Origin of the sequence: Phenylobacterium sp. (assembly GCF_016793225.1) — a bacterium.
Lineage (GTDB): Bacteria > Pseudomonadota > Alphaproteobacteria > Caulobacterales > Caulobacteraceae > Phenylobacterium.
Window position 1 is genome coordinate 24,773 of the sequence record NZ_JAEUMN010000157.1, and the last position, 17,061, is coordinate 41,833.

18 protein-coding genes are annotated in these 17,061 nt (G+C 70.2%); 11 read left to right on the plus strand and 7 right to left on the minus strand.

What is annotated here, in order from left to right; all coding sequences use genetic code 11:
• The first annotated feature begins 9 nt into the window (after positions 1-9).
• Positions 10-288, plus strand: a complete 279-nt coding sequence (locus tag JNK30_RS18740) for a hypothetical protein (RefSeq protein ID WP_293484571.1) — start codon at positions 10-12, stop codon at positions 286-288.
• Here the strand turns inward: JNK30_RS18740 and JNK30_RS18745 are convergent.
• The gene (locus tag JNK30_RS18745) at positions 281-2,158 is read right to left on the minus strand and encodes an ABC-F family ATP-binding cassette domain-containing protein (RefSeq protein ID WP_293484573.1); all 1,878 of its coding nucleotides are present in this window, start codon (positions 2,156-2,158) and stop codon (positions 281-283) included. The genes JNK30_RS18740 and JNK30_RS18745 overlap by 8 nt on opposite strands.
• A 183-nt stretch (positions 2,159-2,341) precedes the next feature.
• Between JNK30_RS18745 and ndk the strand changes: the two genes are divergently transcribed.
• Positions 2,342-2,761, plus strand: coding sequence for a nucleoside-diphosphate kinase (gene ndk, locus JNK30_RS18750; RefSeq protein WP_293484575.1), 420 nt, complete (start codon positions 2,342-2,344; stop codon positions 2,759-2,761).
• Positions 2,762-2,837: 76 nt separating this feature from the next.
• Positions 2,838-3,197 carry a DUF6481 family protein gene (locus JNK30_RS18755; RefSeq protein ID WP_293484576.1) on the plus strand — a complete coding sequence of 120 codons (360 nt, stop codon included), beginning with the start codon at positions 2,838-2,840 and terminating at the stop codon, positions 3,195-3,197.
• On the opposite strand, the gene JNK30_RS18760 is transcribed toward JNK30_RS18755, so the two are convergent.
• Genes JNK30_RS18760 through nthA form a run of 4 tightly spaced genes read right to left on the minus strand, consistent with a single transcriptional unit; the run spans position 3,194 to position 5,045 of the window.
• Positions 3,194-3,406 (minus strand): hypothetical protein, encoded by a 213-nt coding sequence (locus JNK30_RS18760; RefSeq protein WP_293484578.1) that lies wholly within the window; start codon positions 3,404-3,406, stop codon positions 3,194-3,196. The two genes, JNK30_RS18755 and JNK30_RS18760, sit on opposite strands and share 4 nt — an antisense overlap.
• Before the next feature lie 52 nt (positions 3,407-3,458).
• Positions 3,459-3,794, minus strand: coding sequence for a nitrile hydratase accessory protein (locus tag JNK30_RS18765; protein WP_293484580.1), 336 nt, complete (start codon positions 3,792-3,794; stop codon positions 3,459-3,461).
• Positions 3,781-4,431 (minus strand): nitrile hydratase subunit beta, encoded by a 651-nt coding sequence (nthB, locus tag JNK30_RS18770; protein WP_367118765.1) that lies wholly within the window; start codon positions 4,429-4,431, stop codon positions 3,781-3,783. Before nthB ends, JNK30_RS18765 begins: the two co-directional genes overlap by 14 nt.
• The gene (nthA, locus tag JNK30_RS18775) at positions 4,428-5,045 is read right to left on the minus strand and encodes a nitrile hydratase subunit alpha (RefSeq protein ID WP_293484584.1); all 618 of its coding nucleotides are present in this window, start codon (positions 5,043-5,045) and stop codon (positions 4,428-4,430) included. Before nthA ends, nthB begins: the two co-directional genes overlap by 4 nt.
• A 95-nt stretch (positions 5,046-5,140) precedes the next feature.
• Between nthA and JNK30_RS18780 the strand changes: the two genes are divergently transcribed.
• Positions 5,141-5,779: a DsbA family protein gene (locus tag JNK30_RS18780; protein ID WP_293484586.1), complete on the plus strand. Its 639-nt coding sequence runs from the start codon at positions 5,141-5,143 to the stop codon at positions 5,777-5,779.
• A gap of 9 nt (positions 5,780-5,788) precedes the next feature.
• Here the strand turns inward: JNK30_RS18780 and JNK30_RS18785 are convergent, their stop codons facing one another.
• The gene (locus JNK30_RS18785; protein WP_293484588.1) at positions 5,789-7,045 is read right to left on the minus strand and encodes a glutamate carboxypeptidase; all 1,257 of its coding nucleotides are present in this window, start codon (positions 7,043-7,045) and stop codon (positions 5,789-5,791) included.
• Between the two features lie 279 nt (positions 7,046-7,324).
• On the opposite strand from JNK30_RS18785, the gene JNK30_RS18790 reads away from it, so the two are divergent.
• From JNK30_RS18790 to JNK30_RS18800, 3 genes are all read left to right on the plus strand, one after another.
• Positions 7,325-10,651: a Calx-beta domain-containing protein gene (locus tag JNK30_RS18790; RefSeq protein WP_293484590.1), complete on the plus strand. Its 3,327-nt coding sequence runs from the start codon at positions 7,325-7,327 to the stop codon at positions 10,649-10,651.
• Between the two features lie 133 nt (positions 10,652-10,784).
• Positions 10,785-11,402: an ATP-dependent Clp protease proteolytic subunit gene (locus JNK30_RS18795; RefSeq protein ID WP_293484592.1), complete on the plus strand. Its 618-nt coding sequence runs from the start codon at positions 10,785-10,787 to the stop codon at positions 11,400-11,402.
• Between the two features lie 99 nt (positions 11,403-11,501).
• On the plus strand, positions 11,502-12,452 hold the full coding sequence (locus JNK30_RS18800; protein WP_293484594.1) for a glycosyltransferase: 951 nt from the start codon (positions 11,502-11,504) through the stop codon (positions 12,450-12,452).
• 137 nt (positions 12,453-12,589) lie between these two features.
• On the opposite strand, the gene JNK30_RS18805 is transcribed toward JNK30_RS18800, so the two are convergent.
• A complete protein-coding gene (locus JNK30_RS18805; protein WP_293484596.1) occupies positions 12,590-13,234 on the minus strand; it encodes an HAD-IB family hydrolase in 645 nt (214 codons plus the stop codon).
• Positions 13,235-13,456: 222 nt separating this feature from the next.
• On the opposite strand from JNK30_RS18805, the gene clpX reads away from it, so the two are divergent.
• The 4 genes from clpX to JNK30_RS18825 form a co-directional block, all read left to right on the plus strand.
• Positions 13,457-14,719 carry an ATP-dependent Clp protease ATP-binding subunit ClpX gene (gene clpX / locus JNK30_RS18810; RefSeq protein ID WP_293484598.1) on the plus strand — a complete coding sequence of 421 codons (1,263 nt, stop codon included), beginning with the start codon at positions 13,457-13,459 and terminating at the stop codon, positions 14,717-14,719.
• A 112-nt stretch (positions 14,720-14,831) separates the two neighbouring features.
• On the plus strand, positions 14,832-15,218 hold the full coding sequence (locus JNK30_RS18815; RefSeq protein WP_293484600.1) for a VOC family protein: 387 nt from the start codon (positions 14,832-14,834) through the stop codon (positions 15,216-15,218).
• Positions 15,219-15,441: 223 nt separating this feature from the next.
• A complete protein-coding gene (locus tag JNK30_RS18820) occupies positions 15,442-16,035 on the plus strand; it encodes a hypothetical protein (RefSeq protein WP_293484602.1) in 594 nt (197 codons plus the stop codon).
• A gap of 432 nt (positions 16,036-16,467) precedes the next feature.
• Positions 16,468-17,061 (plus strand): LON peptidase substrate-binding domain-containing protein (locus JNK30_RS18825; RefSeq protein WP_293484604.1); only part of this gene is annotated, 594 nt, incomplete at its 3' end.

Consider the following 17,061-nt stretch of genomic DNA (forward strand, 5'->3'; position numbering starts at 1 on the left):
GAGCGTCAAATGCAAACCGGTAAGCACGACAAGGATCGCGGCCTGACCCACGGCACGAGCGGGGCGACCGCCGACCTGGCCACGGACCCGACCTGCGACATCAGGGAACAGCGCAGCGTGGAAGGTCCTTCGAGCCGCAGCGCCGAGCCGCTGCCGGAAGGCCAGAAGCACGATCATCTCGCGGAGCGCGAGGCCTCGGCCGAGGACCGTCAGGAGGCGCTGCTGGACGAGGCGATCGAGGAGACCTTCCCCGGCTCGGATCCCATCAGCCCCAAGCACATCACCTGAGGACCGCCTCGTAGGCCTCCTGGGCCTCGATCCACTCCAGTTCCGCCCGCTCCAGGGCGGCCTGTGCGGCCTCCCGCCTGCGCCCCAGCTCAGCGGCCTTGGCGGGGTCGCCCGAGAAGGTCGCCGGGTCCGCGAGGGCCCGATCGATGATCGCCACCAGTTCGGTGGCCTTCTGCAGGGCGGCCTCGGCCGCTTCCGCCCGTCGGCGGGCGGGTCCCGTGGGAACCCGGGCCCTTGCCGGCGGCGGCGGAGGCGGCGGCGGCGGAGCGGTCTCGGCTTTCACCTGCGTCGGGCTTCGCGCGGCCATCCGGGCGCGCTCCAGGACGAAGTTGGCGTAGTCCTCCAGGTCGCCGTCGAACGGCTCGATGCCGCCGTCGGCGGCGAGCCATAGCCGGTCGGCCACCAGTTCCATCAGCGACCGGTCGTGGGTGATCAGGATGACCGCGCCCTCGTACGCGTTCAGCGCGTCCAGCAGCGCGCGGCGCGAGTCGATGTCGAGGTGGTTGGTCGGCTCGTCGAGGATCAGGAGGTGAGGCGCCTCCATCGCCACCAGGTTCAGCAGCAGGCGCGCCCGCTCGCCCCCCGACAGGTTGGCGACCGTCGTCTCCACCTTCTCGAAGCCGATCCCGAACTGCGCCAGCCGGTTGCGCCGTGACGCCTCCGTCGCCTCGGGCATCACCCGGCGGATGATCTCCAGCGGGGTGTCGTCGGGGTCCATCGCCTCGATCTGGTGCTGGTGGAACCAGCCGACCTTGAGGCGCGGGGAGCGGTGCAGCCGCCCGGTCTCGGCGTTCAGCGCGCCTGCGACCAGCTTGGCGAAGGTGGATTTGCCGGCGCCGTTGACTCCCAGCAGCCCGATGCGGTCGTCCACGTCCAGGCGCAGGTTCAGCTTCTTCAGGATCGGCGGTCCGCCATAGCCCACGGCGGCGTCCTCCAGCCGCAGCAGCGGCGGCGCCAGCGGCCGCTCGGGCGAGGGCAGCACGAACGGCGTCACCCGCTCCTCCACCACCGCGGCGACCGGCGGCAGGCGCGCGATCATCTTCAGGCGCGACTGCGCCTGGCGGGCCTTGGACTCCTTGTAGCGGAACCGGTCCACGAACGACTGCAGGTGGGCCCGCTGCGCCTCGATCTTCACGCGCATCGCCTCCTGCAAACGCAGCTTCTCGGTCAGCTGCCGCTCGAAGGCGTCGTAGCCGCCGACGTACAGGTTCAGCTTCCCGTCCTTCAGGTGCAGGATGTGGTCGCACGAGTTGTTCAGCAGTTCGCGGTCGTGGCTGATCACGATGGCGCTGTGGGGGTACTTCTTGAGGCGCGCCTCGAGCCAGAGCGCCCCTTCCAGATCCAGGTAGTTGGTGGGTTCGTCCAGCAGCAGCAGGTCGGGCTCGGCGAACAGGCTCGCGGCCAGCGCGACGCGCATCCGCCAGCCGCCCGAGAACTCGGCCATCGGCCGCGCCAGGTCGGCCTGGCTGAATCCCAGGCCCGCGAGGATCTCGGCGGCGCGCGAAGGGGCGCGATCGGCGTCGATCTCGATCAGGCGCGCGTAGATGTCGCCCAGGTCCTCGGGGGGCGCGGTGTCCAGCCGCCCCAGCAGGGTGTGCCGCTCGACATCGGCCTCGAGCACGGTGTCGAGCAGCGACACGGGAGTGGCGGGGTGCTCCTGGTCGACCGATCCGATCCGGGCATGGCGCGGCAGGCCGATCTCGCCCGAGCCGTGGACGAGCTGGCCCAGGATGACCTTGAACAGCGTGGTCTTGCCCACGCCGTTGCGCCCCACGAGGCCGACCTTGGCGTCCTTGGGCAGGGTGACCGTGGCGTGGTCGAAGAAGCGGCGTCCCCAGGCGTCGAGGACAAGGTCGTTGATCTGCAACATGGGGCTAGCTGGCGGGGGGCTCTATCAGACGCGCGCGGGTGCGTCATGCCTGCGCGAATCTGGCCCGGCGCCCGGGGCGCATCCCGGGTTGCGCTGGCGGGCGGCATCACGATATAGACCGCGCCACTCGCGCGGGGGCCTGCCCCGCGTCTTTCCCACATCTGCAGTAGCCCAGCGGAGCCCATGACCGAACGCACCTTCTCGATCATCAAGCCGGACGCCACGCGGCGGAACCTGACCGGCAAGATCAACGCGGTGATCGAAGACGCCGGCCTGCGGATCGTGGCTCAGCGCCGCATCCGGATGAGCAAGGCCCAGGCCGAGAAGTTCTACGAGGTGCACAAGGAGCGCCCGTTCTACGGCGAGCTCGTCGACTTCATGACCTCCGCGCCGGTCGTGGTGCAGGTGCTGGAAGGCCCGAACGCCGTGGCGAAGTACCGTGAGGTGATGGGCGCCACCAACCCGGCCCAGGCCGCCGACGGCACGATCCGCAAGCTCTACGCCGAGAGCGTGGGCGAGAACTCGGTGCACGGTTCGGACAGCCTGGAAAACGCCGGGATCGAGATCGCGCAGTTCTTCAAGGACGACGAGATCGTCGGCTGAGGTCGCGCAACCTCTCGGCTCCCGCGGGGGTTTCCCTCGCGGGGCCAACCAGTTTCATCAACTGCCATAAGTGAACATGAGAGAATCCAAGGTCATGCCTGGCTTCTCCGATCGTCTCGCCGCTCAGGCCGAGGCCCGGAAAGCCCTCCTCGAGAAGTTCAAGCCGAAGCCGACCGTCCGGGCCGAAGGCGCCTTCGAGACGCGCGAGCAGAAGAAGGCGCGCGAGCTGGCGGAAGTCCGCGAGCGTCGCGCCGCCGAGAAGGAAGCCGCGCGCATCGCCAAGGAGAAGGCCGAGGAAGAGGCCCGCCTGGCGCGCGAGAACGACGAGGAGCTGATGCTCCAGCTGAAGCGCGACGAGCGGAAGGCCCGCAAGGCCCAGGCCAAGGCTGAGGCCCGCGCGAAGCGCGAGATGAAGGCGCAGATGCGTCGGGGCTAGTCCTCGGAGCCGCCCGTGATGCGGCGGCTCACTTCGCCATAGTAGCCCTGGATCAGGAGCTCGACCGGTTCGCCGCGCTCCTCGGCCTCGAACGCCAGGTCCTTGGCCATCTGCACGGCGGCCGAGCGTGAGAGCTCGCCGGCCACGGCCTTGCCGTCGTGAAAGACCGTCCAGTCCCCGTCCTTCAGGGTCACCGCAAGTTGAACCATTCCGTCCTCCACGAGCTTGAGCGCGTGGTCATGGCGACGGTTCCCTGAAGCTTCACAATTCGACCGGTCGGCCGTGGGGCGTGCGCCGGTAGGCCTCGGCCCAGGCGGCCTGCCGGGCCGCACGCTCGGCGGCGCTTGTCAGGCCCCCGGTGTCGACCAGCCGCTCGAGCGCGGCCACCCAATGCTCGTAGTAGCGGGAGCCGTCGTCGGCCGGGTCCTTCGCCAGCTCCTGCGACAGGGCTTCCGCCCAATCGGGCCAGCTGAACGCGCCGGCCTCATGGAGCCTGAGGGCGAGCGCGAAGGCCTGCGCCTGCCAGGGTTCGGCGAAGACGGGCCCCTCGGCGTCGCGCGGGAGACGCGGCAGCGCCAGGACGTCAGGCGCGCTCAAGGTAGGGCTCCCAGAGATCCAGGCTGATGCTGTCGATGGCGGACGCCTCGGGCCCCCACACGTCGCGCGCGGCGAAGCGCACCGTGTACAGTTGCGCGGGCTGCTCCCCCAGGTCGTGTGCGTTGGCGTCCGGCAGCACATGCGCGCCGTGGCGGCGCAGGATCGTTCCGACGCAGCCGCGGACGTAGCGGGGCAGACGGCAGTGGCCCGGCGGGCTGATCCGGCGGGCGCGGACCCTGTCGCCGACGGCGTAGGCGGGCGCCCCGGCCTCGCGGACGTAGGAATAGGGGCCGGTGAGCGCGGCCTCGACACTGTCCGCGGGGCGCACGGGCGTCCCCTTCGGCGCGGCCGGGTCGGCGCGGCCCGTCGCCAGTTCCTCGGCGGTCACGAACCCGCCTTGCACCAGCAGCAGCTCGAGCCGGGCGAGCCACTTCTCGTAGTAGCTCATCCGCAGGTATTCCGCCGGCGGCAGCCGCTCGAGCTGGTGGCGGCCCGCGTCGATGTTTCCCCGGGTCGGGGAGGCGAGGGTCATGGCGTGGACCCGGCCCTCCCACGCGTGGTGGAACACGGGCTCGCCCGGCTCGGGCGCGACGGGACCCATCCCGTGCATGCCCCCCATGTCGTGGACGCCGTTCACAGCCGCGCCGTCCCGATCATGCCGTCCCGCGTGACGAGGGCGGCCAGGGCCCCCTCGTCCAGGTGCTCGGTCCCCTGCGGGCGCTCGGGAATGACCAGGTAGCGGACCTCGGCCGTGGAATCCCAGACCCGCACCTCGACGTCCTCGGGGAGCTCGGTCCCGAACTCGCGCAGCACGCCGCGCGGATCGATCACGGCGCGCGAGCGGTAGGGCGGCGACTTGTACCAGACCGGCGGCAGGCCCAGGACGGGCCAGGGGTAGCAGGAGCACAGGGTGCAGACGACGAGGTTGTGAACGCCGGGGCCGTTCTCCACCGCGATCATGTGCTCGCCCTGGCGCCCGGTGAAGCCGAACTCGGCGATCGCGGCGGTCGCGTCCTCCTGCAGCCGGCGGCGGTAGTCCGGGTCCGTCCACGCCCGGGCGACCACGCGCGCGCCGTTCCTGGGGCCCACCTTGTGCTCGTAGTGGTCGACGATGGCGTCGAGCGCCGCCGGCTCGACGAGGCCCTTCTCCACGAGCAGCGATTCCAGGGCCTTCACGCGCAGGGCGATCTCGGAGGGCGGCTCCTGCTCATGATCGTGGTCGTGATGATGGTCGTGATGGTCGTGCGCCATGGGACGAGTGTGGACCCATTGGGCGGCGAAGGTGAAGAGCGCGCGTGACCCGTGGCCGGATCGCTGCGATCATCGCGCGGACAAGGAGGCGAGGGATGGACGGCCCGCATCTGATCTACTTCTCCGACCCGATGTGCTCGTGGTGCTATGGGTTCTCGCCGGTCATCGAGCAGGTCCGCGCCGCCTACGGCAACGCCCTGCCGATCCGGGTGATCATGGGGGGTCTGCGGCCCGGCACGGAAGAGCCGATGACCGACAAGGCCAAGGTCGACATCGCCGGGCACTGGCATCATGTGCACGAGGCGTCCGGGCTGCCCTTCGATCCCGCGGTGATCAACCAGCCCGGCTTCGTCTACGACACCGACCCCGCCGCGCGCGCCGTGGTGGTGGTGCGCCGCGAGGGGCAGGACGTGGCCCTGCGATACCTGGCGGCCGTGCAGCGCGGCTTCTACGCCGAGGGCCGGGACGTGACCCGGCCCGAGGTCCTGGCCGATCTCGCCGCCGACTTCGGGCTCGATCGCGAGCGTTTCCTGGCCGACTGGTCCACCGAGGAGGCCAAGCAGGAGACCTGGCGCGACTACGCGACATCGCACCGCGCCGGCGTCACGGGCTTTCCCACCCTGGTCGGCGGGCCGAACGCCCAGGGCGTCTACGGCGTCGTCACGCGCGGGTACGCGCCGCCCGAGCAGGTGCTGGCGGTGCTGCGCGAGTGGATCGCCGGGATCGCCGCCTGAACCCGACGCTCAGCGCGTCCGGGCGTGCCGCGCGGGCGGCGTCTTCGCCACGTCCATGATCAGCTTGGTCAGCAGGTAGAGCCGCGGCGTCACGCTCCTGAGGTCGATCCACTCCTTGTCCGAGTGGAACGCCCCGCCGACCGGGCCCAGTCCGTCCAGCGCGGGCACGCCCGCCTCGTGGGCCAGGGCCGACTCCGAGGCGCCGCCATTGCCGCCCCGGCCGAGCGAAAGTCCCAGGCCGGCGTAGATCGCCGCCGCGCGGTCGGCGAGGGCGTCGGTGGCGGGATTGTCGGGCAGGGGCGGGAAGGAGGGCTGCCGCGTCACCGTCACCCGGGTGTCGGGAATGACCGTCGTGCGCGCGTTGGCCTCCAGCGCCGAGAAGACGCGCTCGGCCTCGGCCTTCTCCCGCACGCGCAGGCTCAGGGTCGCGCTGGCGTCCTCGGGGATGATGTTGTTGCGCGTGCCCGCGTCCAGGACCGTCAGGTTCAGCGTCGTGCCGTCGCCGGTCTTCGGGAACTGCGCCGTTCCCTTGAGCTGGTTGATCAGCTCCTCCGCCGCGTTGCGGCCCTCCTGCGGCGCGACCCCGGCGTGCGCGGCGCGGCCCTTGACCGCGATGTTCACGACCGTCGAGCCCTTGCGCCAGACCGTGATCACGTCGGGGGCGTCGCCCGGCTCGAGGTTCAGCTCCACGTCGGCGTCGGCCAGCAGGCGGTCGATCAGCTTGCGCGTGCCCGGGGACCCGCGCTCCTCCGAGCTCTCGATCAGGAAGACGATCTGCCGGAAGTCCCTGAACCCGAGGTCGCGCAGGATCCCGAGCGCATAGACCCCGGCCACGACCCCGCCCTTCTCGTCGCCGACGCCGGGCCCGGTGGCTCGGTCGCCGGCCGTCGAATAGGGCCACTTCGCCGCCGTCCCGGGCTCGAACACGGTGTCGAGGTGCCCGATCAGCAGGATGCGGGCCTTGCCCGTCCCCTTCAGCGTGGCGACGATGTTCTCGGGCAGTCCCGGCGCCTCGGCCGGGACCTTCTCGACCGTCATGCCCAGCGCCTCGAGGCGCGGGATCAGGACGGCGGCGACCTTCCGGCCCCCCTCGACGTCGCCCGTCCCGGAGTCGATGTTCACCACCGTTTCGAGCAGCTTCAGCTGCTCGGCGCGCGCCGCCTCGGCCGCGGCCCAGACCCGCGCGTCGCGGGGGACCGGCTTGACCGCCGCGGCGAGCGGCCCCGCCGCGAGGCTCAGGGCGGCGGCGATGAAGGCCAACTTCATTCGGGACTCCTGAGCCGCGGCGGGATGCGCCGTCGATGGGATCGCCGCCTGCGTGGCGGACGCGGGACTTTGATCAGACCGTCTTCGACCTGTCACCCGGGCTCGCTAAGCCAGCCCGATCCTTGCGCAGAGCGGGCTCTGCGCGGGCAGCGCGGCCGCAACTGTGCGCCGCCTGTGGGCGAACGGCCGCCGGCGCTTGCGCTCGAACCTGGGGCAGGCTTGGTTGGCTGACCGGCCCCTGGGGAGGGGCCGCGTAACGGGTGTTTCAGTGGGGGCATAATGAGCGCGGTCTATTTCAACCTGGCTGGTGGGGACTTCTTCCAGGACTGGTCCAACATCTCCCTGATCACCGCCAACGACGACTGGAGCGGCGTGCCCAGCATCGTCGGCTACCTGGGCGACATCAGCAGCGGGTCGATCACCAACACCGATGCGCGCACGCTCACCGGTTCGAACCTGGGCGCCGTCGACGTGATCGCCAACCAGTCGAGCTTCGCCATCAGCAACGGCGGCGTGGCCGAGTTCCATGGCGCCAATCCGGTCGTGGGCTTCCAGGGGTCGGGCACGGCCGACGCTCCCAGCCTCGTGCTGTACCTCAACGCCACCGGCCGCCAGAGCCTGCATCTCGACCTCGACCTGCGCCGGCTCGACGCCGACGCCGCGGTGCAGCAGTTCAACATCCAGTACCGGCTGGCGGACGGCGAGACCTGGACCAACGTGCCGGGCGCCTACATCGCCAACGCCGCGACGGGCCATATCTCGCTGGACCTGCCCAGCGCGCTGAACGGCCAGGCCACGATCCAGATCCGCTTCATGACCGTGGACGCCACGGGAAGCGACGCGTTCATCGGCATGGACAACATCAGCGTCACCAGCCAGGCCGCCGTCGTGGGCGCCAGCGTCACGATCGACAGCGTCTCGATCGTCGAGGGCGACGCGGGCGCGACCACCATGGTGTTCACCGTCACCCGCAGCAACACGGCGGGCGAGTTCTCGGTCGACTTCGCCACGAGCGGCGGCAACGCCACGGCCGGGAGCGACTACGTCGCCGCCTCGGGGACCCTGACCTTCGCGGCCGGCGGGCCCGCCACCCAGACCATCTCGGTCACCATCAACGGCGACACGACCACCGAGGCCAACGAGACCTTCAAGGTCGTGCTGAGCAACCTCGTCAACGTCAGCGGCGCGGCCACGATCCAGGGCTCGGGCGAGGGGACCGGGACGATCCTCAACGACGACACCACCCCGGTGCCGATCCACGACATCCAGGGCGCGGGCCACATCTCGCCGCTCAACGGGGCGCACGTGTTCACCACCGGGATCGTCACGGCGATCGACACCACCGGCGCGCGCGGCTTCTGGATCCAGGATCCGAACCCCGACGCCAACGACGCCACGTCCGAGGCGATCTTCGTCTTCACCGGCGCCGCGCCGACGGTGAGCGTGGGCGACCTCGTGCGGGTCGAGGGCGACGTCAACGAGTTCTTCGGCTCCAACGCCAACAACCTCGGCATCACCGAGATCGACTCGCCGATCATCACGGTGCTCAGCAGCGGCAACCCGCTGCCGGCCGCGGTCGTGCTCGGGACGGGCGGCCGTCTCGTCCCGACCTCGGTGATCGACAACGACGACTTCGCCGTCTTCGACCCCGCCGAGGACGCCATCGACTTCTACGAGTCGCTGGAAGGCATGCGGGTGACGGTGCCCGACGCCCAGGCCGTGGGCCCCACCAACGGCAACTCCACCTGGGTGGTCGCCAACCAGGGCGCGAACGCCACCGGCATGAACGCCGCGGGCGGCATCACGGTCAGCGCCGGCGACTTCAACCCCGAGCGGGTCCAGATCTTCTACGACAGCGGCGTCGCGCCGATCGGCGCCAAGCCCAACGCGGTGACGGGCGACGACCTCGGCGACATCACCGGCATCATGCACTACTTCGGCGGCAACTATGAGGTGCTGCCCACCGCGATCGGCTCGGCCGGCAGCGGCCCCGTCGTCCTCCCCCGCGAGACCACCACGCTGCGCGGCGGCGCCGAGCACCTGACCGTCGGCGCCTTCAACGTCGAGAACCTCGATCCCCTCGACCCGCAGGCCAAGTTCGACGCCCTGGCCGGCAACATCGTCACCAACCTGGGCGCGCCGGACATCATCGGCCTCGAGGAGGTCCAGGACGCCGACGGCCCCGGCGCCGGGACGAACTACTCCGGACAGCCGACCGCCCAGAAGCTGATCGACGCCATCGTCGCCGCCGGCGGGCCCCGCTACGTCTACGTCGAGGTGGCCCCCACCGGGAACAACCAGAACGGCGGGGAGGGGAACGGCAACATCCGCAACGGCTACCTCTACAATCCCGACCGCGTGGGCTTCGTCTCGGTCAGCCAGATCACCGACACGACGCCGGCCAACGGCGACACCTACGCGAACAGCCGCAAGCCGCTGGTGGGCGTCTTCACGTTCGGCGGCGAGACGGTCACGCTGATCGGCGTGCACAACACCTCGCGCCTGGGCAGCGACGGCCTGTTCGGACAGAACCAGCCGGCGCTCAACGCGGGCGACGACCGCCGCGTCGAGCAGACGCTGCACATCCGCAACTACGTCGAGAACCTGCTGGCCTCGGACCCCGACGCGCGCGTGCTCGTCCTCGGCGACTTCAACGCCTTCCAGTTCGAGACCAGCGTCACCCAGCTGGAAGCCGGCGGGCTGAGCAACCTCGCCAACCTGCTGCCGGCCAACGAGCGCTACTCGTACAACTTCGAGGGCAACAACCAGCTGATCGACCACATGCTGGCCTCGCCGGAGCTCGCGGCCGGCGCCCAGTACGACATCGTCCACGTCAACGCCAACCAGGCGGCGGCCAACCAGACGTCCGACCACGACGGCTCGGTGGCCCGCTTCTTCGTGAACTTCCGGCCTTCCACGGGCGGCGACGCCGCGACCGTGGCCGAGAACCAGTCGGTCACCATCGACGTGCTGGCCAACGACACCGACCGCAACGCGGGCGACACCCTGACCCTGGTCGGCGTCACGTCGTCGACCGGCGCCGGCACGGCCTCGATCGTGAACGGCAAGGTGGTCTACGTCGCCAGCGGGGACGCCGCCGACGCCCTGAAGCAGCCCGAGACGCTGATCGACGTCCTGACCTACCAGGTGCAGGACAGCCACGGCGCGGTCTCCACCGGGACCATCAACGTCACCGTCCGCGGCGTGGCCAATGCGCCGGTGCGCAACGGCACGGCCAACGGCGACACGCTGAACGGCACGGCGCTGGACGACACGATCAACGGCCTCGGCGGCGCCGACAAGCTGACCGGCCTGGTGGGCACGGACACGCTCAACGGCGGCCTCGGCAACGACACGCTTTCGGGCGGCGTCGGCGTCGACCGGTTCGTCTTCTCGGGCGACTTCGGAAAGGACGTGGTGACGGACTTCGAGTCGAAGGACGTGATCCAGCTCGACGCGTCGCAGTTCGTGGACTTCGCGGGCGTGCAGAGCCGCGCGGCGCAGGTCGGCGCCGACGTGGTGATCACGCTCGACGCCACGCACGTGATCACCCTGCAGAACGTCTCGCTCGCCAGCCTGCAGGCCAACGACTTCCTGTTCGTGTGAGGCCCTGCGGGACGGCGGCGCGCAATTGCCGCCGTCCTGCCGCCTTGCGCCGGGCCCGCGGGCACGCGATATCGGGACTCTGCCGCGCCGCCTTTCGCAGGCTGCGCGTCGCGACTTTCGAAAAGGACTTCCGATGCGCGATCCCGTGACCACCGCCCTTGGCCTCGTGCCGATGGTCGTCGAGCAGACGAGCCGGGGCGAGCGCGCCTACGACATCTTCTCGCGCCTCCTCAAGGACCGGATCATCTTCCTGGCGGGCCCCGTCGAGGACGGGATGGCCAGCCTCATCTGCGCCCAGCTGCTGCACCTGGAGGCTGAGAACCCGAAGAAAGAGATCCAGATGTACATCAACTCGCCAGGCGGGATCGTGACGTCCGGCCTCGCGATCTACGACACCATGCAGTACATCAAGAGCCCGGTGATCACCCTGTGCCTGGGCATGGCGGCCTCCATGGGCTCGTTCCTGCTGATGGCGGGCGAGAAGGGCAGCCGCATCGCGCTCCCCAACAGCCGCATCATGGTGCACCAGCCCTCGGGCGGCTACTCGGGCAAGGCCCAGGACATCCAGCGCCACGCCGAGGACATCCTGAAGACCAAGCGCCGCCTGAACGAGATCTACGCCAAGCACACCGGCCAGCCCATCGAGGTGGTCGAGGAGACGCTGGACCGCGACCACTTCATGACCGCGCACGAGGCGAAGGACTGGGGCCTCGTGGACCACGTCTGGGAGAAGCGTGACGGCGACGTCTGAGCGCCGCCACCCGGCTTTGCGAAGGGCGTCCGGTCCGCCGGGCGCCCTTTTCGTTTGCCCGCGAGTCCGCCACCGTGCGGGTGAGGCGGGGGCGCGCAGTTGCGGATCTTCTACGTCACCCAGGGGGTGCACCGGACCGGCGGCCAGCTGGTGAACCTCGACCACGTCGCGGCCCTGCGCCGGTTCGGCTACGACGCGCGCCTCCTGTTCGTCCGGCCGGAAGGCGAGCCGCCGGGGGCCTTCGCGCCCGAGTTCCCGGCCGGCTTCGACGCGCCCTGGAGCGTCGGCGCCCCGTCGCTGGCGGCCGACGACATCGCGGTGGTGGGCGAGATGTTCGGCGCGGGCGCGCTGGCGGTCATGGACGCGCCCTGCCGCAAGATCCTGCACAACCAGGGGCCCTACTACAGCTTCTCGGCCTTCCTGGACGTCCCTTCGATCGAACGCTGGGGCGCCGAGGCGATGATCCTGCCGTCCGGCTTCGCGGCCGACATGCTCCGGCGGATGGGCTGGACGCGGCCGCTCCACGTGGTTCGGCCCGCGCTGGATCCCGGCTTCGCGTCGGCGGGCGGGCCGCGCCGGCTCCGCATCGCCGCGACCGTCAACCGCCGGCCGCAGGAGTGGCGGCTGATCCGCGGCGCCTTCCGCTCGCTGCGGCCCGACCTGGGCGAGGTCCCGTGGATCGAGATCAGGGACATGTCCCGCGCCCAGGTCGCCCAGGCCATGGCGGGCAGCGAGCTCTTCCTGGCGCTCGGCGAGCGTGAGGGCCTCGGCCTGCCGCCCCTCGAGGCCCTGGCCACGGGCGCGCTGGTGGTGGGCTTCACCGGCGGCGGCGGCCGCGAGTACGCCACGCCCGAGAACGGCGACTGGTTCGACGAGGGCGCCTACATCGAGATCGCCGAGACGCTCGCGCGACGCGTCGACGAACTGCGCGCCGGCGAGACCTTCGAGGCCCGCCGCGCCGCCGGCCGCGCCGCCGCAGCCGGGTTCAGCCGCGAGGCCTTCGAGGCGCAGCTGGCCGCCGCATGGGCGTCGATCGCCGGAGAACCTTAGGGTCCGTGCCCGATACCCGGTGATCCCGGCGCGGGTCCGGTCGTCTCGGAGCTCTTCCAATTGCGATGGGTCCCGGCATTCGCCGGGACAGTCGGAGCTGCGCACGCCGGCGGCCCGCGCCGCCGGCCAGGCGCGCCTCACGGCTTGCCGGTGAACACCCGGAAGTACGGCTGCTCCGCGATCGCCAGCATCTCGGTGTCGCCGCTGGTGTCGCCGTAGGCCGCGTGGACCCGCAGGTCCGGTCCGTAGGCGGCCTTCAGCCGGGCGACCTTCTCCGCCCCGCGGCAGTTGGGGGACGAGAACGCCCCGGTGACCCGGTCCTGCGCGTCGAAGGCCAGGGGCGTTCCCAGCAGGTCGTGGGCCGCCAGGCCGCGGGCGAAGGGCGCCACCACGATGTCGGGCGAGGCCGTGACGATCACCAGCTTGACGCGCTTCGTGCGCCACCGCTTCCACGCGATCATCGCGTCGGGCCGCAGAAGCTTGCGCGAGAAGAGCTCGGCGAACCGCCGCGCGTCCGCCTCGAGACGCTCGCGCGGCACGCCGGAAAGGAACACTTTGGTCGCCGCCGCTTTGATCCGTCCGCGATCCCGGTGGAACAGGTAGGCCACGGCGGCCGGCGCCAGCCGCAGACTGCCCAGCCACCACCGGAACGCCGGCGTCCGCCACTTGAGGAACGCCGTGTAGCTGTCGCGCACGGTGAGCGTGCCGTCGAAATCGAAGGCCACGATGGGCGGATCCCAACCCTCTTCGACCACCGGGTCGTCCTCACGCTCTTGTGCCATTTCGGCGCGTTTCCCATCTGGTGCCAGGCGCCGCCGGTTCCCGGAGGTGCGCGCCTCACAATGTCGCTCCCGCAAGCGAACGCTTGTGATCCCGGCGCGGATCAGGGAATGTCAAGACTTGGACAACCCGCGGCGCGTATCCTGCAAGCGAGGGCAGATGACGCCCCGGGGCGAAGCCGTCCAGACCATCGGCCGGCTTCGCTGAGAGAGTGAGATGAGACCATGACCAAGGCGGCCAGCGGAGATTCGAAGAGCACGCTGTATTGCTCTTTCTGCGGCAAGAGCCAGCACGAGGTGCGTAAGCTCATCGCAGGTCCGACTGTGTTCATCTGTGATGAATGCGTGGAACTGTGCATGGACATCATTCGCGAGGAGCACAAGATCTCCTTCGTGAAGTCCAAGGATGGCGTGCCCACTCCGAAGGAAATCCGCGAAGTCCTCGACGATTACGTGATCGGCCAGGATCACGCCAAGAAGGTCCTCTCGGTCGCGGTCCACAATCACTACAAGCGCCTGAACCACGCGACGAAGAACAACGACGTCGAACTGGGCAAGGCGAACATCCTGCTGATCGGCCCCACGGGCACCGGCAAGACCCTGCTGGCGCAGACGCTCGCCCGAATCATCGACGTGCCGTTCACCGTCGCCGACGCGACGACGCTCACCGAAGCCGGTTATGTGGGCGAGGACGTCGAGAACATCATCCTCAAGCTGCTGCAGGCCGCGGACTACAACGTCGAGCGCGCGCAGCGCGGCATCGTCTACATCGACGAGGTCGATAAGATCAGCCGGAAGTCCGACAACCCCTCCATCACGCGGGACGTGTCGGGCGAGGGCGTGCAGCAGGCGCTGCTCAAGATCATGGAGGGCACCGTCGCCTCCGTGCCGCCGCAGGGCGGGCGCAAGCATCCGCAGCAGGAGTTCCTGCAGGTCGACACGACCAACATCCTGTTCATCTGCGGCGGCGCCTTCGCCGGCCTCGAGAAGATCATCTCGGCGCGCGGGCAGGGCACTTCGATCGGCTTCGGCGCCAAGGTCTCCGACCCTGACGAGCGCCGCACCGGCGAGATCTTCCGCCAGGTGGAGCCGGACGACCTGCTCCGCTTCGGCCTGATCCCCGAGTTCGTGGGCCGTCTGCCCGTCATCGCGACGCTGGACGACCTGGACGAGAAGGCCCTGGTGAAGATCCTCACCGAGCCGAAGAACGCCTTCGTGAAGCAGTACGTCCGCCTCTTCGAGATGGAGAACGTGGGCCTCACCTTCACCGACGACGCGCTGAACGCCGTGGCCCGCAAGGCCATCGTGCGCAAGACCGGCGCGCGCGGCCTGCGCTCGATCCTCGAGGGCGTGCTGCTCGACACCATGTACGAGCTGCCCACCTACGACGGCGTCGAGGAGGTGGTGGTCAACGCGGAAGTCATCGAAGGCCGCGCCCAGCCGCTGATCATCTACGCCGAACGCCGCGACAAGGGCGGCGCGGCGTAACTTCACCCGTCGTCATCCCGCGGCCTGTCCGCGGGACCCATCCTTGGGCGGCAGGTGAAGCGGGCCGCGGGATCACGTTGAAGGTGCGGGCCTCCCGCGCCACACTGCGCCCATGCCCCTCATCAACGGCCTCGACCACGTCAACATCCGCACCGCCGACCTGGCCGCCACGCGGGCGTTCCTGGTGGACGTGCTGGGCCTCGTCGAGGGCTGGCGGCCGCCGTTCCCGTTCCCGGGGGCGTGGCTCTACGCCGGCGACAAGGACGTGGTGCACCTCGTCGAGGTGGACGCGCCCGCGGCCGAGTCGGCGGGGTCGTCCCTCGACCACTTCGCCTTCGACATCTCCGACTATGACGATGCGTTCGCTCGCGTGCAGCGCTCCGGGCGGAAGTTCCGCGCGGTCGAGACGCCCGGCACGACCGTCAGGCAGATCTTCGTCCGCGACCCCACGGGCGTGACCATCGAGCTGAACTGGAAAGGCGAACGGCCGCGAGGCTGACGGGGCGATCCGTCCCGCCGGTTCCTTCAGGCCGAAGGCCGTTCTTTTTCGACCACGAATGAACACGAAGAACACGAATGTTCGCCGAGAGCTCCGGGCCCCATTCGTGTGCATTCGTGTTCATTCGTGGTTCGAAGAAGGCGCTTCGCGCGAGGGGCGCCTCCGCTGTGGCGGTTGGCCGGCTCACTACGTGCGACCGAATCTGACGTAGCCGCATGAGCCCATGCGGCGGATGACCGCCGCGCCGCCCGACATCGACATCGAGGCCGCCCTGGCCCGGATCGCCGCGTGCGACCTGGCCGGCGCCGAGGAAGCGCATGCGCGGATGATGGCGGCCGAGAGCGCCGCCGAGTTCTCCGACCTCGGCCGGACCTACCAGCGGCTCGCGCGCTCGCTCCGCCAGTCGCTGGCGCTGAAGGCGCGCCTGGCGCGCGAGGCCGAGGCGGCGGCCCGCGAAAGGCTGCTGGACGTCGCGCGTCGGACCGCGCGGGGCCGCGAGCTCGAAGGCCGGCTCGGCGCGGCCGTGGTCGTCTGCGCCGAGCCCCACGAGCGCGAGGCGGCCCTGGCGGCGCTGGCGCGCGAGGTCGAGATCGAGTCCGAGCGGCCCGATTTCCTGACGGCCGACATCGAGGCGCTGGTCGCCGACATCTGCGCGCGGCTGCCGCTGGACGAGCCCAAGGTCGACGCCGTCGACCGTGTCAGCCACGTGATGGGCAAGGGTCTCTGGCCCCATCAGGCCGCCTGGCCGTCCGAAGAGGTCACGCCCGCGGGCATGTCCTCGGCCGCGCCGCGGCCCGGCGCTCCCGACACCGGTTGAGCCGCGGCCCCGGCGCCCCGGTGACGCCGCTTGCCGCAAGATCCTGGCGCACGGTCGAGGCCTCCAGGCCCGGTCGCGACGCCGCCTGTCCGCTCGCCCGGCCCGCGTGGGGGGAGGGACCGTCTCGTCATGCGCGACGGCCTCGCCTTGAGCGGAGGCCGCCGCGTCCATATCTAGGCGGTGTGGTCGGGCATGGCCTTGCGCGTCGCCCCCGCGTTCTCCCGCTCAAGCTGGCTTGTCAGAGGCGATGGGACGCAGTGTCGCGCATGGCTCTTGCTGCGCTTGAAAGGTGTTGGAAACCGTCCACATAAATCGTTGAGCAAGCCGCCGAGGTCCGGCGGACGGGTCGTCCGACTCAAGCGCATCGTTTGAGTGACCGCGATCCGGCAGGCGAGGTCGCCACTGAAGGGGCCCGCCAGGAGTTAGAGCATCATGTCAGAGATCAAGATTCTGCCGATCCTGCCGCTGCGGGACATCGTGGTCTTCCCTCATCAGCCGGTGCCGCTCTTCGTGGGCCGCGAGAAATCCGTGCGTGCGCTCGAAGAGGCGATGCGCGGCGAGGGCAAGCAGATCCTGCTGGCCACCCAGAAGGACAAGGACGACGACGATCCGTCGCCCGGCGCCATCTATGACGTCGGCGTGGTCGCCACCATCCTGCAGCTCCTGAAGCTGCCTGACGGCACCGTGAAGGTGCTGGTCGAGGGCAAGGCGCGCGCGGGCATCACCCGCTTCACCGGCCAGGAAGACTACTACGAGGCCGAGATCGCCATGGTCCAGGAGGACGGCGTCGGCTCGCCCGAGGCCGAGGCCCTGAGCCGCGCGGTGATCGAGCAGTTCGAGAACTACGTCAAACTCAACAAGAAGGTCCCGCCCGAGGCGCTGGCGGCGATCCCGCAGATCGACAACCCGTCCGAGCTGGCCGACCGCATCGCCGGTCACCTGAGCGTCAAGATCGCCGAGAAGCAGCAGCTGCTCGAGGTCTTCAACGTCGTGAAGCGCCTGGAGAAGGTCTACGCCCTGATGGAG